The 15,211-nt window shown below is 67.4% G+C and carries 12 protein-coding genes; 5 read left to right on the forward strand and 7 right to left on the reverse strand.

Features of this window, described 5'->3' with window-relative positions; translation table 11 throughout:
• Nucleotides 1-291 precede the first annotated feature (291 nt).
• A complete protein-coding gene (locus tag QOZ89_RS09875) occupies nt 292-1,428 on the reverse strand; it encodes a Fic family protein (RefSeq protein WP_312623592.1) in 1,137 nt (378 codons plus the stop codon).
• 652 nt (nt 1,429-2,080) lie between these two features.
• A complete protein-coding gene (locus QOZ89_RS09880) occupies nt 2,081-2,710 on the reverse strand; it encodes a TetR/AcrR family transcriptional regulator (RefSeq protein WP_071051291.1) in 630 nt (209 codons plus the stop codon).
• A 50-nt stretch (nt 2,711-2,760) separates the two neighbouring features.
• On the opposite strand from QOZ89_RS09880, the gene QOZ89_RS09885 reads away from it, so the two are divergent.
• Complete coding sequence (locus QOZ89_RS09885; RefSeq protein WP_071051292.1) at nt 2,761-4,275, forward strand: MDR family MFS transporter; 1,515 nt, start codon at nt 2,761-2,763, stop codon at nt 4,273-4,275.
• 309 nt (nt 4,276-4,584) lie between these two features.
• On the opposite strand, the gene QOZ89_RS09890 is transcribed toward QOZ89_RS09885, so the two are convergent.
• A complete protein-coding gene (locus QOZ89_RS09890) occupies nt 4,585-5,148 on the reverse strand; it encodes a TetR/AcrR family transcriptional regulator (RefSeq protein WP_157910576.1) in 564 nt (187 codons plus the stop codon).
• A gap of 109 nt (nt 5,149-5,257) precedes the next feature.
• On the opposite strand from QOZ89_RS09890, the gene QOZ89_RS09895 reads away from it, so the two are divergent.
• Together QOZ89_RS09895 and QOZ89_RS09900 are read left to right on the forward strand one after the other, a co-directional pair.
• Nucleotides 5,258-6,088: an SDR family NAD(P)-dependent oxidoreductase gene (locus QOZ89_RS09895; RefSeq protein WP_312623593.1), complete on the forward strand. Its 831-nt coding sequence runs from the start codon at nt 5,258-5,260 to the stop codon at nt 6,086-6,088.
• Nucleotides 6,089-6,878: 790 nt separating this feature from the next.
• Entirely contained in the window at nt 6,879-8,363 is a 1,485-nt protein-coding gene (locus tag QOZ89_RS09900; RefSeq protein WP_312623594.1) for a diguanylate cyclase domain-containing protein, read from the forward strand.
• 359 nt (nt 8,364-8,722) lie between these two features.
• On the opposite strand, the gene QOZ89_RS09905 is transcribed toward QOZ89_RS09900, so the two are convergent.
• The 3 genes from QOZ89_RS09905 to QOZ89_RS09915 form a co-directional block, all read right to left on the reverse strand.
• Nucleotides 8,723-9,145, reverse strand: a complete 423-nt coding sequence (locus QOZ89_RS09905; protein WP_071051295.1) for an SRPBCC family protein — start codon at nt 9,143-9,145, stop codon at nt 8,723-8,725.
• Nucleotides 9,146-9,473: 328 nt separating this feature from the next.
• Nucleotides 9,474-10,763: an ABC transporter substrate-binding protein gene (locus QOZ89_RS09910; RefSeq protein WP_312623595.1), complete on the reverse strand. Its 1,290-nt coding sequence runs from the start codon at nt 10,761-10,763 to the stop codon at nt 9,474-9,476.
• Between the two features lie 47 nt (nt 10,764-10,810).
• A complete protein-coding gene (locus QOZ89_RS09915; RefSeq protein WP_071051296.1) occupies nt 10,811-11,572 on the reverse strand; it encodes an SDR family oxidoreductase in 762 nt (253 codons plus the stop codon).
• A gap of 726 nt (nt 11,573-12,298) precedes the next feature.
• On the opposite strand from QOZ89_RS09915, the gene QOZ89_RS09920 reads away from it, so the two are divergent.
• A complete protein-coding gene (locus tag QOZ89_RS09920) occupies nt 12,299-12,994 on the forward strand; it encodes a TetR/AcrR family transcriptional regulator (protein WP_312623596.1) in 696 nt (231 codons plus the stop codon).
• A 61-nt stretch (nt 12,995-13,055) separates the two neighbouring features.
• Here QOZ89_RS09920 and QOZ89_RS09925 read toward each other — a convergent pair whose 3' ends face one another.
• Nucleotides 13,056-13,769 (reverse strand): hypothetical protein, encoded by a 714-nt coding sequence (locus QOZ89_RS09925; RefSeq protein ID WP_312623597.1) that lies wholly within the window; start codon nt 13,767-13,769, stop codon nt 13,056-13,058.
• 207 nt (nt 13,770-13,976) lie between these two features.
• Between QOZ89_RS09925 and QOZ89_RS09930 the strand changes: the two genes are divergently transcribed.
• The gene (locus QOZ89_RS09930) at nt 13,977-15,134 is read left to right on the forward strand and encodes a diguanylate cyclase domain-containing protein (RefSeq protein WP_312623598.1); all 1,158 of its coding nucleotides are present in this window, start codon (nt 13,977-13,979) and stop codon (nt 15,132-15,134) included.
• The last annotated feature ends 77 nt before the right edge of the window (nt 15,135-15,211 follow it).

Below are 15,211 nucleotides of genomic sequence, written 5' to 3' on the forward strand. Positions count from 1 at the left end.
GGTGGACGGGCGCCGCGGCCGGCCACGTGGCGTGGCGCACGCGCTCCGTCGCGACCCGGTTAGCCGTGCCAGGCCGGCAGGTCCATGTGGTGGAGGTACGAGTACGCGTTGTTGGGAGCCTTGATCGTGTAGCAGTGGGCGATGACGTGCCAGCGCCAGCATCCCGCTAACCCATGCAGAATGCCTGGTAGGGGATGGCGGCGCTGGTACAGACGAACACTTTCAAGATTGCGGGGCCACGTATGCTGGGCGGCGGGTATCGCAAACTGTCGCGGTCGCCCCTGATTCCGGTCAGTTTGTGTATGGATTCCTCAGGCTCATCGGGGTACGTGTGATGTCGAGTGCCGGCTGAGGGAAGCGGGGGCCCGCCGTGTAGTAGCGGGCCCGGGTTCGGCCGACCGGCACCAGGACTTGAGCGGTGGTGAGGTCACGAAGATCGCGTTGCGCCTGTTGCAGGCTCAGACCCTCGGCGTGCTCGTACCGTGAGCGGCGGACGCGTCCAGCCATGGCCACGTCGTGCAGGGCGGTCACCACTCGCTCGTCCAGGTCGTTGCCGTCGGCGAACTCCGAGAGCGCGCCCCATACCCGTCCGGAGCGGTCGAGTCGGCCTTGCACGGTCTGGGCCTGCTGGTGATAGGCGGTCAGGTTGAAGCGGATCCAGCTCGAGACGTCCTGGTCGGGAGCGTATTTCGGGCCCCGGTCGGCAAGTTCGCGGTAGTAGTCCCAGGTGTTGCCGGGGCGGCCGAGCCATGCCTCGATGGACGAGAACTCCGGGGCGAGGACACCTTCGCGGGCGATCATGAGTGTCTGCAGCGAGCGGGACATCCGGCCGTTCCCGTCGGTCCAAGGGTGGATGGAGACAAGGTGCAGATGCGCCATAGCTGCCCGTACCAGCAGGTGGGTGTCGTTCTCGGTGTTGAGCCAGTCGACGAGTTCTTTCATCAGCGTGGGGACGGCATCGGCGTCTGGGGCGGTGTAGGCCGCGATGCTGGGGTCGCGGGCGTCCGTGACGTAGACGGGACCCCGGCGCCACTGTCCGGATGGCTTGCGCGCGGTGTGACGGTGGCCTTGCAATATCCAGTGCAGAGCGTTAAATAGGCCCTTGCTGTAGTTGAAGTCTTGGGCATCGTGGAGCGTCTGTATGTAGGTCATCATCCGCTGGTAGGCGAGGGTCTCCTCGCGGTTTTCGTCCGAGACCTCGACATCCCGCTCGCCATCTATTAGATCCTCGACATCGATCGTGGATACCTTGAAACCCTCGATGGAGTTTGAGGCCGCGACCGCATCGGCGGTCAGGAAATTCCGGAGCCCAGCAGTCCATTTCGACGGCATGGTCTGGACTTGGTGCCGCAGCGCCTGCCGCATGGCGTCGATCTCGTCAAGCACCCGATCATCGGCAGGTGTGAGGAACGGCGTGGGGTAGAGCATGCACAGATGATACTATGACGCAGTCATCACGTCAATCAGGTTTCAGTTCGGCCCAGGTCACCCGGCGGATCTCAGGGTGTGTTCGCCGCGGTGCGAACCGCGCCCGGCGCGCCCCGGGGCTCCAACCTGCCGCACGGTCCCCACTGAGCCGCAGACGGACGCCTAGGAGGATTACCCTCCCTGCATGCGAGATCCACCACGCGGACCACCTCGAACCGGCCGTCGAACGGCCGCGATACAGAAGAGTATTCGGTACCTCACAGTGCCGCGCGACGTGCATTGATGCAGCTCAGCACACCGCTAAGCCGAATAGTCCTCATAATCCTCCGGCCGTGGGTTCGAGCCCAATTCCGCTTAGTTAGGCCAAGACCAACCGGCATCACCGCGGGTCAGCGGTTAACGTGAAGATCGCGAAGGATCCAACTAAGTGGCATTGGGTTCGATCCCCACCCGCCCCACAACCAGGTAGTTCGTCCACGCTGAGCCCTGAGCATGCTCGTACGCGGGCCGGTCCAGGCCGACTGCCTCCGCGATCGACCAGCAGTTGCCCGCAACGCCCGGCATCAGCAACCCGCGCAGGTACAACACGCCGCTAGCCCGCAGACCGCGGGTCTGGCGATCGCGTTCGTCGACCAACTGGGCAACGAGGAGGTCAACCGTCCCCACGGGAGGGGGGGTGGGTCGCGAAGCCGTGTAGGAGGAGGTCGGCGACCTGGGCGCCGAGTTGGTCGGTGTCGGCATGCAGGCTGCGGGCGAAGCGGGTGACGATGTGGAGGGTGCCGGTGATCGCCTGGGGGAGGAGCTCGGCGGGCAGGTCTGATCGCAGTGCCCCGTCGCGCTGGCCGCGGGTGACCAGGCCGAAGACGGCCTGGTGCATGCGTCGTGAGGCCGGTGGCGGAGACGGCCGGCGGGTGTCGGTCGGTAGCGGTTGCCAGTCCGTGGACACCGCGAGTAGCGGGTAGCGCTGGATGATCTCGGCCATCGCGGTGATCAGGGCTCGCAGGGCAGAGACCGGATCGAGGTCGGTCGCGAGCGCGTCGTCGATGACCTGCTGGGCTTCGGCCGCCGCGGCGTCGAAGATCGCGCGGCGCAGCGCGTCCCGGTTGCGGTATCGGCGGTAGACAGTGACCCGGACGACGCCGGCCTCGTCGGCGATGCGCTGGACCGTGGCGCGAGAGTCCTCGGCCAGTACGCGGGCGGCGGTGCGCAGGATGTGCTCGTCGTTGCGCTGCGCGTCGCTGCGGGGCCCGCGCTGCCTGGACCCGACCGGAGCCGTACTCACCGCCTAAGTGTTACACATCAGACCCACTTAGCGACCTACCGTCCGTCGGTATGACCTCCTCGTCATCGCCGGACTCGCCCGCCGGCCCACCCGCCAGCAGTGATCGGCTCGACCCCGCGCTGGTCCGCCTCGGCCTGGTCCTCGTGCTGGGCATCATCATGAGCCAGCTGGACACCACGATCGTCAACGTCGCGCTGCAGACGCTCAGCCACCGGCTGTCCGCAGGGCTCTCCACCATCCAATGGGTCGTCACCGGCTACCTGCTGGCCCTGGCCGTTGTCATCCCGACCACCGGGTGGGCCGTCGACCGGATCGGGGCCAAGCGCCTGTTCGTCACCGGCACGGCCCTGTTCGCGGCCAGCTCGGCACTGTGCGCCGCGGCCTGGAACGTCGGCAGCCTCATCGGGTTCCGGGTGCTGCAAGGCGCCGCCGGAGCGCTGCTGCTCCCCGTCGCGCAGACCGTACTGGCCCGGGCCGCGGGCCCGAAGCGCATGGGCCGCGTGATGATGGTCGTCGGCGTCCCCGCGCTGCTCGCGCCGATCTGCGGACCTATTCTTGGCGGCCTGATCGTCGACCACCTCTCCTGGCGCTGGATCTTCCTCGTCAACGTTCCCGTCGGCGCCGTCTCAGTGCTGGTCAGCCTCTGGCAGCTGCCCGCCGACCAGCCCACCACCGGCGAACGACGACCATTTGACTTCCCGGGGCTTGCGCTACTCGGCCCAGGACTCGCCCTGGTGATCTACGGTCTGTCGCGGGCCGGCGCCGCCGGAAGCTTCGCCCGACCCCAGGCCTGGACCTTCCTGCTCGCCGGGGTCCTGCTGGTCGCCGGCTTCCTGGGCTACGCCGCCCGCCGCGGCGAGAAAGCGCTGATCCCACTGGCCTTCTTCCGAGACCGCGCCTTCGCCGCCTCCTGCGTCGTCACCCCGCTCATCGGCGTCAGCGTGTTCGGCGTGATGCTGCTGCTCCCGCTCTACTACCAGGAGGTCCGGCACGAGGACGCCCTGCACGCCGGGCTGCTGCTCGCCCCGCAGGGCCTCGGAGCGGCGCTGGCGATGCCGACAGCCGGGCGGCTCACCGACCGGATCGGCGCCCGCTGGGTCGTGGTCGCCGGCATGACGCTGATCACCGCCGGTACCGCGATCCTCACACAGGCCTCCACCCACACCTCGTACGCCCTGCTCGCGGTGGCCCTGGTCGTGCGGGGGCTGGGATTCGGCGCCACGATGATGCCGACCATGGCCGCCGGCTTCCGGAACCTACCGACGTCCGCCGCCGGCCACGCCAGCTCGGTGCTACAGATCTTCTCCCGATTCGGCGGAACCTTCGGCGCCGCGCTCATGGCGGTCATCCTCGCCCAGCGCATCCTCACCGAGACCGCCCACGACGGCCACACACCCGACCAGCTCGCCAACGCCTTCGACACCACGTTCTGGTGGGCAACCGGCATCACCGCCATCGGCATCGCCGCCGCGGTCCTGCTACCCGGCCGACCCGTGAACGTCGAGGCCGACAGCGCCGATCCCCCACTCGCCCACCCACAGCCAGCACCCGAATCGTCCATCTGACCCCCGCATCTCCCAGCCAGCAGACGCGACAGCGGCCAGGCGCAGCAATGCGCCTGGCCTACCGGACTGGCTGCTCGCGCCGCCGCCGCAGCAGTTCAACGCGACGCTGCGCGTGCCCCAGTCCGCCAAACAGCCGGGCCGATCTGATCTTCTTCGGAACGCCGAACAACATTTACCACATGGGTATCTACGCGGTGCGAGGACCAGCAGGCGGCGGCTTTCGCGGGCGTAGGCGAGCGGCTCGAGAGGCCGTCCGGTGAGCGCGTCCGCGGTGGTGAGCAGCGGTAGACCGGCGGCGGGCGGAGGCGTCTAGGAATGTCGCCGCAGCGCTCGGAGGGTGAGCTCGACGTGGTGCCCGATGTCCGCAATATCCGGTTGTGGGACGAGTTGGAGTATTCGCACCGTGCCGAGGAACTGGTAGGCGATGTCGGTGGCCGTGATGTCGTCGGCAAGCGTGTGGTCGGTGCGGGAGCGTTCGACGGCGTCGTGTCCGACGCCGGTCAGGTGGGTGAGGCACCGCTGGAGGTCGGCGCCTGCGGGTTCGGCGTTCGCGAGCAGGTCGACCGCCGCCCGGTTACGGACCAGAGGGGTCAGCGCCGTGGTGAAGAACGCCCGGAGGGCCTCGATCGCGGGCTGATCCGGGGACAGACCGGACGTCGCCAGGCCGGCCAGATCGGTGCCGGTGACCTCGTGCACCAGGTCCTGGCGTGTCGGGAAGTGCCGGTAGAGCGTGCCGACGCCCACGCCCGCTTCCTTGGCGATCGCGCGCATGTCGACGTTCAGGCCGCACTCCCGCAACATCGTGGTGGCCGCGGCGACGATACGGGCCCGGTTGGCGGCCACGTCGCGTCGCGGGCCCTGCGTGCGCTCCACGACGACAAGCCTAGCGGCCCGCCACGCCGCACCGGAACGCATGTTCCGATGTGCTATCTTCGCCAAAACGGAACATTCGTTCCGATGCGGTGGGAGTGTGGGAGTGGCGATGAAGACGATCGTGATCACTGGAGGAACCGACGGGATGGGAGCGGCACTCGCGCGTCACTACCTGCGGGAGGGCGACCGGGTCGTCGTGGTGGGCCGCAGCCGAGCCAAGTTCGAGGCGCTGCTCGCCTCGTCGACTGCCGACGGCGTCGCCGCGACCGGTCGCGCGTCGTTCATCGCGGCCGATCTGTCGCTCGTCGCCGAGAGCGAACGGGTGGTCGAGCAGATAAGGCCGTCACACGAGCGCATCGATGTACTCGTGCTGGCCGCGTCGTTCATCCGCCAGAAGCGCCACGAGACCGCGGAGCGTCATGAGGCATCGTGGGTGCTGTTCTTCGTCTCCAAGTACATCTTGGTCGCCGGGCTGGCGTCGCTGCTCGCGAACAGCGATCGCCCGATAGTCGTGAACACGTCGGTGCCGGGCGCGAAGGCCGGGGCGATCGATTTCGACGATCTCGAATCCGCGCAGCGCTTCAGCTTCGCCCGGTCCAATGCCCAGCAGCGGCGGGCCAACGAGCTGCTCGGAGTCCTCGTGACCAGTAACAACCCGGCGCTCACCTACCTCACGTGGGGACCCAGGCGGCTGGTCAGGACCAGCCTCGCCGGCGACGTCGGGCGAGGGATGAAGATCGCCTCCGTCGTTCTGGGGGCTGTCGCCGGGCAACGGCCGGACGATGCGATAGCGCCGATCATCGCACTCGTCGCCGACCCGCCCGCTGGCCGCGCCGCCTACCGCGGCGCCACGCAGGTCGCGCTCGTCCAAGGCCCGGACGATACCGACGATGCTCGCCGGCTCGAGGCGCAGACCGCCGCCCTCGTCACCGGCCGCTGAGCAGTCTGCACGGAAACTGACAAACCTGGCCGAGCGGCGCGGATCGTCCGTTCGGCTTCAGCGGCGGGGCCCGCAGCGATGTAACGCTGGGTACGGCCGTGTCCGATCTCCTCGATCAATCTGGCGGCCTTGAGGCCCTGCAGGACTCGGATCGTCTGGTCGGGCATCAGACCCTCGTCGCGGGCGTAGGTCGCCCGGCGGGCGCCTTCTGGGCGGTAGCGGCACAGAGCACGGCGACCGACCGCTCCCACCCCGGCCGGACGCTCCTGCAGTTGGGCGAAGCGGCCCGAGCTAGGCTCGGGACAACCTCGACGACCTCCTGTGGGCCCGCCGGCGTACGACGACGTACTTCTCCACGGTCACGAGACCATCGCCCTCGCCGTGGAGACAGCCGAGCGCGCCTGGCCTGACCTGCCGAGCCCGACCTGGCCGACGGGCTACCGACCGGGCCGCCGGGGCTGGTCGGGGAAGCCTCACCGTGGGCACACAGCGTTCCCCGCCTGTCACCCGGTCCAGGTTCCACTCATAGTGAGTAATCAGGCCCTCATCTGGTCCCGCGCCTGCGCAGATCGTCGCGATTCGCAGTCGAAGGACTGCGGTACGCTCCAGTGAGGGTGGAGAGATGTCCGGAGTTCGCGGCGGTGCACTAGGCCCGCGGCGGCCGGCCGTTCGGGGTCGCGCGCCGCGGTCGTTTCAGTACGCGATCGTAGGATCCGCGGCCATCGTCGGTTGCGCCCTAGCTTGCGCGCTATTCCTAGACCGGCAGACGGCCGGGGCCGCCATCAACGCCATGTCTGCCGCCGCCCTGCTGGCCACGGCCGTCGCATGCTTCTGGACCGCCCGCCTGGCGCGCGGTACCGAGCGGCGCTGGCGGCTTCTCATCGGTCTCGCCGCGGCCGGCGCGGTTGGCCCCAGCATCGGAACGGCGCAGGCGATGATGGCCGGCGGCTCTACGATGGGTCGGTATTCTCCGGCGCAGGCGGGTTTTCTCGTCCTCTATGCGGTGGCGCTGGCGGGCCTGCTGTCGCTGCCCACGGACTCCAAAGAAAAAATGGCCGGAGGTGCCGGGTCGCCGCGGCGCGGCGGATATCGCTGGTACGCCGTAACCTTGCTGGACTGCGTGCTGATCGTCGGTTCGATCGTCCTGCTCGAATGGGCCACGATGCTCGGCGCGATTTTCCGCGCGGGGGCGCCCGACCTCACGCAGTTTCTGGTGGTCGCGGGTACCCCCATTGGGGGCCTGACGCTCACCACGGCTGTCGCGCTCATCGCATTCTTCCGCCGGTCTCCCTCGCCGCTGACGCTAGCGTTGCTCGGCGCGGGCCTGCTGTTTATCGCAATCTTCGGCAGCATCTTCGCCTACCTTACCGCGAGCAAAATCTACAACCCCCCGGCGGCGGCCTACGTCGGATTCACGGTCGGCGATCTGCTGTTGTTTCTTTCGGCGCTAGTGCCAGCCCGAGCAGCCACGCCGGACGACGAACTAACGTCACTGTCCGGCCCGCGATCGATGTGGGCGCATGCCGTACTACCATACGTCGCGCTCGTCGCCGCGGGCCTGGTGGTCGGTGTCAAAATGCTCGCTGACCGGTCGCTGGATTGGTTCGAGACCTACAGCATGGTGGGGCTGCTGCTGGTCGCGCTGGTCCGGCAGATGCTCACGCTCGCGGAGAACACCCAACTGCTCGCCGAGATCCGGAAAGGCGAAAAGCAGCTCCATTACCAGGCGTACCACGATCCGCTAACAGGATTAGCGAACAGGGCCCTGTTCACTCGACGGCTGCAACGGGCACTCGACCACGGGGCCAACGGCTCCAAATCACCCACCACCGGATCCGTCATTTTCATGGATCTTGACAAGTTCAAGTACGTAAACGACACTTTCGGGCATGCCGCCGGGGATGAGCTACTCAAGATCAGCGCGGAACGGATCCGGGCGGGAACCCGCGCGGGAGACACGGTCGCACGACTCGGCGGCGACGAGTTCGCCGTCATCCTGAATGGCGGCGACCCGGACACTAGGAGTATGGGTGAGCGGCTCACGAAGGCCATGCAGGAGCCGTGCCTATTAGGCGGTCAGCCTTACGTCCCCCGAGTCAGCGTCGGCTTGGTCACCCTCAATTCCTCCGCTCAGCCAGCCACTCCCGACCTTCTGCTCCACCAAGCCGACCAGGCGATGTACGCGGCCAAACGAGAGGGCACGGGCGGGCTGATCATCTACCATCCCGATTGCCCACTCTCCAAGGTCAGCGCGACCGCGGCGCACAGCGAGTGATCAGCTGAGCGTCTCTACAGGTGTGTGAGCGCGATCTCAGCGGGGGGCAAGCGCCTGCAACGGCTGCTCGCCCGGGCTGTCTGGGTACGCCGACGAGGTCCGCGACGACCTGCGCGGCTATGTCGTCGAGCGGCTCGGCACCCTCTCGCTGGCCCGGCTCCTCCCCCGCCCGCGCTGGTCGACGTTTCTCGTCACGCCGGCAACTCCGGTCCAGGCTCCGTGCGCGAACGCCTACACCGAACGCTGGGTCCGCACCGTCCGCGCCGAGTGCCTCGACTGGGCCATGATGTACTTGGACCCTGCAGGTCCGATGCTTTCGCTGTCTCCGGTCACCATGGTCGCTCGGTTGGCGCAGACGGTCAGGAGTCGGCCCCGGCACGCCCGGTGGCGTGCGCGGTCACCGCGGCGACGAGTTCGTCGAACATTACCTGGTATATCTCGGCCCGCTGCTCGGCAAGGTCGTGCGGCAGGTAGTCGGTCACCCAGATGAGGCGCGCCGCGTTGTCGCCGACGACGTCGACCCGCATCTCCGCGTGGTGATACTCGGCGTCGCTCAGCTCGGGGACCGTGTAGGAGGCCCGGCGACGCACTGGGTCCACGGTGAGGTTGCGCTCCCAGACCTCCTCTCCACCGGGAAGCGTGACGACGCGGTACTCCCCCTCCTGGCGCTCCGCGACGCAGGCCGAGAAGACGTGCACCTCGGAGCGGGTGTAACGGTCCACGAAGTCCCATACCAGCTTGGCCGGCACGTCGACCACTGCCTCGAAGTAGATGCTTCCCATCGGATCTCTCCCTGGCTCACCTAGGTGGAAATACAGCTGAACGCCGCCGCCGGCCCACGACTCGTCGCCGGGCACGTCCGGCGTGGCGGCGGGCGCGGAACTGCCGGGACGCCGTGCCGGAGGGAGCCGCGCCCGGAGCCGGCGGTGACACCGACCGGTCAGGGTCATGGACGTTGCCGCCCAGCGGCGACCGAGAAAGTCGCGGGCCACGTGCCGATCACGCCCGCGGGCCGGCGCCGTCTCGGTGGGCGCGCGAATTTCCCGGTCAGGATAGATCACGAGCCACCCCGTGACGTGACTGGTCGCGCCCGGGTCGCTGACACATCGGTCAGGACCGTTGGTTCAGGGCGGCCATCTGCTCCGGGGTGATGACGTCTCCGCAGGTGGCTGTGGAGCTGGTCGGCTCGAACCGGGAGCCGTCCCTGCTGATCTTGATGGCCGAGTAGCAGGTCGAGGTCTGTCGGAAGTTCGTGGACAGGTCGTTGCTGGCATCGGGGGTCATGCCGGCGCCGTCGTAGTCCCTGACGGCACGCAGGCCGGTGATGAAGGACTCCCGGGTGGGACATGTCCCGGCGGCTTCGAGGCCACGGAGGAACAGGTCGGCGGAGATCCAGCCATCCGCCGCTGCGTCCTGGGTGGGCGGCTGAATCTCGGGGGCGAAGTCGTTCATCGCCTGCTTGAACTTCCGCTGGTCCGCGGTGTCGAGTTCGAAGGGCTGGATGTCGGTGAAGATCGACACGCCGGCGAGTGCCCGGCCGAGCTGGGTGAGGTTGCTGTTGTCGTAGCCCAAGGGCATCAGGGCGACCTTGAGGCCGTCCCCGAGGGTGACGCCGATCTTCGCGAGTTCGGGCAGCAGCTCCGCGGCGCCCGCGGGCATCAGCACGCCCGCGAGGGCGTCGATGCCGTTCGCCTTGATCTGCTGGGCGACCGTCTGCCAGCTGGTGATCTCTCCGATGTAGAACGTCTTGACGACCCAGACGTCGTTCGCCTTCAGACTCGCCGCGGTCTGCTGGGCGAAGTCCCCGCTCGAGGCGATCGCGTCGACCGCGAAGACGGCGGCGCGGGTGCCGCCCTGGTCACGGACGTACCTCCCGGTGGTGGTGCTGGAGCCGTTCCCGAGATAGAACCAGGAGAACATGTTGTTCATCCCCAGCCAGACCGGGTCGCTGGCGATACCCGTGACCGGGACACTGCGCTCCTGCAGGAGCTTGGCGGACTGGGTGCCGGCGCCGGGAGCGTAGATGAGCCCGAAGATCTTCTCCTGGTCGAGCAGCTCCTGGACGGCGCTCAGGTTGAGCTGCTGGTCCGCCTGGTCGTCCCGCCAGGCGTAGGTGACCTTGCGGCCGTACACACCGCCATCCTCCTCGTTCGCCACGTGGAAACGGGCGTCCACCCCGGCGCGGAACGAGCGCATGGTCGCGGCCCCCGGCCCGGTGTCGCTCCAGACCATGCCCGCCTTGACCTCCGTGGGTGTGATGCCGGGCACCGTCGTCGAGCACGCCCCACCCACACCGCTGGCACCGCCTCCACCGCAGGCTACGAGCGAGACGGCCAGGCTGCTGGCGCTGGCCGCGAGCGTGACGGTTCTGGTTAATCGTCTGTTGACCGGGAACAGCACTCTGTGACTCCTTTCGGGGTCCTGGACCGGCTGCATCGCGAGAGGTCTCATCTGAAAGGGGCCGCCGCCTGGTCAAGCCAGCCGTCGAAGTCCGTCGCCTTGGCCATCAAGGCCTCCGGCCCCCAGGGAGAATCGACGATGAGGAATTTTTCGCGGTCGATGGCCTGAACGAGCCGATCGGCGACCTCGTCGGGCTTGAGCGCGGTCCGCAGCACCGGGTGGTCTTCCGGGAATTCGTCGTTCAGGAGCATAGGTGTCAGCATCGCGCCGGGGCAGAAGCAGGAGACCTTGATTCCCCGCCCGCGATACGTCATCGCCAGCCATTCGGAAAACGCGAGCGCCGCGTGCTTCGTCACCGAATAGGTCACCTTCTCCGGATGGGCCGAAAGCGCGACGATCGACGCTGTCTGGAGAAGGTAGCCGTCGCCTCGTTCGAGCATCGCCGGCAGCACCTCGCGGGCCGCATACACGTGAGCGAGCACGTGTAGTCTCCAGGCTGCCTCCCAGAGGAAGTTCTCCTGGATCTCACCGGGCTGGCTGGGGCCGGCGACGCCGGCATTGCTGAACCAGATGTCGATCTCACCGTAGGTCCGGCGAGCCAGGTTGGCCACCGCGCGCACGTTCTCTTCCACCGTGATGTCCGTCGCCAGGCCGACGCCGCCGATGGCGTTCGACACACGCTCGACACCGGCCGGGTTGATGTCCGTGACGACGACCTTTGCCCCCTCAGCGGCGAATCGATGCGCGCAGGCCTCACCGATGCCCCCGCCAGCCCCGGTGATCACGACGACCTTGTCGTTGAGTCTCATTGCCGATGATCATCCTTTCGATGGCCCACGCCGTGCGACGCTTGTCGCCCGTTCGATCTCTCGAGCCATCTCGGCTCGTGATCCCGGGCCGGGAAGCAGAGGATCTCCGGACTACCTTCCCGCCCGCTGTCCCCAACGAGAGCAGGGTTAGCCAGAGATGCCGGGGCCCGGGTGGTCGCTCTCGCGCCGGGAAAGATTCGGCCATCGGCCCAGGTGACCGTGCGCGCACCAGCCTCTTCACCGGCGTGCGGATCGGCATGGAACAGCCAGCCGCCGTCGGCCGCGCACCCGCCGCGGGGAGCGAATCGTTTCCAGGATTTCCTCGGACACCGACTCTCCCACCGCACAGCGCCCGGCCGGCCCCGCACATCTATTCCGCCGCATTCGGCCGAAGCGGCGTGCGCCTCAACCAGAAGCAGGGTCGTCGCCAGCGGCCGTCGACCCGACGGTTCAGACTCTAGACATCGTCACCGGGCGTGTCAACGACTTTTAAGTCTTGAGCCTTAAGAAGGTCCCAGTGGCGGGTAATTCACAACGCCACAACAATGAAAGCTAGATATCAACTCCGCGCTGCTCGACCTGGGCCACCCGGGCGGCTTCCGTACACCAACTCTCACCAGAAGTAATCACGCGAGCACCATCGGTACTCATTGGCGCGCCGATCGCCGACATTTTGATACACTGCATGCCGAGTCTTACGGCCCGCTGTCGACAATAGGATCGTGCATGTCGGTACGCCAGAATAGAATTTCGGGCGAGGATCACCCAGGGGGCCGAGATCGCCTCAATTCCAAGGGCTCCGCAACCCGTCAGCTCATTCTGGAGACGGCCGAGCGACTGTTCGCGGAGCGCGGCATCGCGGCCGTGCCCCTACGCGACATCAGCGTTGCTGCGGGCCAGCGGAACAACACGGCCGTCCAGTACTATTTCGGCGACCGCGAGAGCCTACTGAGAGAGATCACCTCCTATCGTGCTTCGACGAGTGAGCGGGTTCGAGCCAAAGCACTCACGGAACTCCTTGCCAGCGGCGAGCCGCGGGTCCACGACGTCGTCGGAGCATTCGTCCGGTCCCTTGCCGGCCACGTAGAGGACGGAAACTACTACCTGGCGTTCCTGTCACGCTACATAGTTGAGCACGGAGGGTACATCGGCCTGGAAGGAGCGGTGTCCTCCACCACGATGGAAACGTTCACAAGCCTGCTGTACCAGCTTCTTCCCGGCCACCAGCGATCCATCCTCGATGAGCGCTGGATGGTAATGATGACCACCACGGTCCACACGTTGTCCCGGTACCAGACCGCAAGGCGTGCGGGCGCGCTGTCCACGCCGTTCCGTGAGCTTCTCGACGATCTTATCGACTTCCTGGCGGGCGGCGTCGAAGCCACGCCCTGGCAGCACACGGCGCCCACGGCTCCAGAGTGACGAGGAGACACCCGGCATCGGGTGTGGACGAGTCAGGGCGCCACGGACGCCCGGTCGCAGGTCAGTGTCGCAGGTCGGTGTTGCCATGGCCCACGTCAAGGATGGCGACGTCCGTGCCGGTCAAACCTTCGGCGCTCACGATCTTGAGTTTCGTGCTGCGCCACGACGTCGCGGCGCTTCGCGGCCAGATCTGTCGGCGCATCCTCACTCGGCCGGACGGTGCCGACCATTCCCGACATAGCTCGCTCCATGCGACCTTCCGATACCAGAATCGCCATCCTGGACAATCATCGCCCGGCTGATTCAAGGGAAACGAAATGGGCAGGTAGATCTCGAGTAGCAGGACGTTGGGGATGTACTGGGGCATTCCGTCGGGACTGACCTGTGGCGGGCGCTCATGGTGAAGATCGATACAGAGGGTCAGGACAGTCAGAAGCCGCCCGCGAGACTGGAAGCGCGCTTCGACAAGGCCGGCTGGTCCATGACCGTGCAGACCATGCCGTTCGCGCAGCGACCGGTGGTCAGCCGCCGCGCGTTCTGGCTGCTGCTGGCTGTCGCCGGCGCCTCGGTTCTGATCGTTCTGGTGGTCGATCTCATCGCTTCGAGGCCTGCGGCGATCCTGGCGGAATGCATCGCGGGGGCGGTGGCCGCCGCGGCCGCGGCGGTGTGCTGCGCGATCGGAGGCTGGCGTCGCCGGGGCGCCGAGCGCAGATGGCGATGGCTGACCGGCGCGGGCGCGATCCTTACAACGATCGGCCTGGCTGTGTCCGCGCACACGGCTCCTGCCCGCGGAACCAACGTGCCGGCACTGCATCCGCCTGACCTCGCCTATCTGATCTGCTACGCCCTAGCGTTCGCCGGGCTTCTCACGGTGCCGACAGAACCGCAGGACCGAGGGCCCGACCACCATGTTGATCACAGTGTCGACCTGGGTGATCATCATCTGGTCGGGGCCGGCCGACGGTGGCTGGCGGTGACCATCTTGGACAGCCTGCTCATGGTCAGCGCACTCGCACTGCTCACGTGGGAGCTGGTCCTGGCCCCCGCTGTGCTGCACGGTCAGTACAGCCTGGACTCTGTCCTGACCTTGTGGAGCTTCTCGCTGAGCGCCTTGGCCTTGTTGGTACTTGTGTTCCTGCTCGGTGCCTTCCGGCGTCCTCACTGCTGGCCCGCGTTCGGCCTGCTCGCGGCCGGCATGGCTCTGCTCACGCTCGTGGCCGTCGTCTACGTCGCAGCCGCCGTCCGGCATTGGGCGGTCGTGCCACCACCCATCCCAACGGGTTTTGTAGCGGCGATGCTGCTGATCGGGCTGGCCGCGGTCGCACCTCCTCGACGCGCCGGACCGACCGCCGCCGATCCGAACGAGGGCGGAGCAGACGACCGGCCAGGTCGCCTGCAGCTATTGCACATCGTGCTGCCTTATCTGCCCTTGGGTGGGCTTGGCCTGCTCACCGTGGTGCAGTTGGCGACCGCGGCGCCGATACCACGCGCAGAGATGGTCGCGCTCGTCAGCATCCTGGTACTGGCGTTGGTGCGGCAGGTGTTGACGCTGTGGGACAACGCAAGCCTGCTGGCTCGCTATCGGACCAGCCAACGTCAGCTGTTGTACCAGGCGTTCCATGACCCGCTGACCGGGCTGGCGAACCGGGCTCTGTTCAACGACCGGCTGCGGCATGCCGTCGACCGGCGCGCTCGCGACCCCGGTCCGCAGCCACTGATTCTACTGTTTTGCGATCTCGACGACTTCAAGAAGGTCAACGACGTGCTCGGGCATGCAGCCGGCGACGAGCTCCTGAGGCTGACCTCGTCCCGACTCGTGCGCGCTGTCCGCCGCGTGGACACCGTGGCTCGGCTGGGCGGCGATGAGTTCGCGATCCTGTTCGACGGCAGCGCCGAGGACCCGAAGCAGCTCGGATGCCGGATCGCCGAGGCCGTTGCAACTACCTGGCTGCTGGCCGGAGCACCGCACTCGGTACGCGGAAGTGTCGGGCTGACCGTGGTTGAGCCCGATGTGGCAGCCGATCCGGAGATGGTGCTGCACCAGGCGGATCTGGCGATGTACGAGGCGAAGCGGGCTGGTGGCACGGTCACGGTCCACGCATCAGGATCGCCTGGTTCCGGCGGATCGATCCAATCGTGAAGCGGCCCGACCGACACGGCAGGCGGCGACATTATCCGGCGTTCGGCCCGATTACGGCCTCGGCAATTCCTTGGCTC

Source organism: Pseudofrankia coriaricola (genome assembly GCF_032027725.1).
Classification (GTDB): domain Bacteria; phylum Actinomycetota; class Actinomycetes; order Frankiales; family Frankiaceae; genus Pseudofrankia.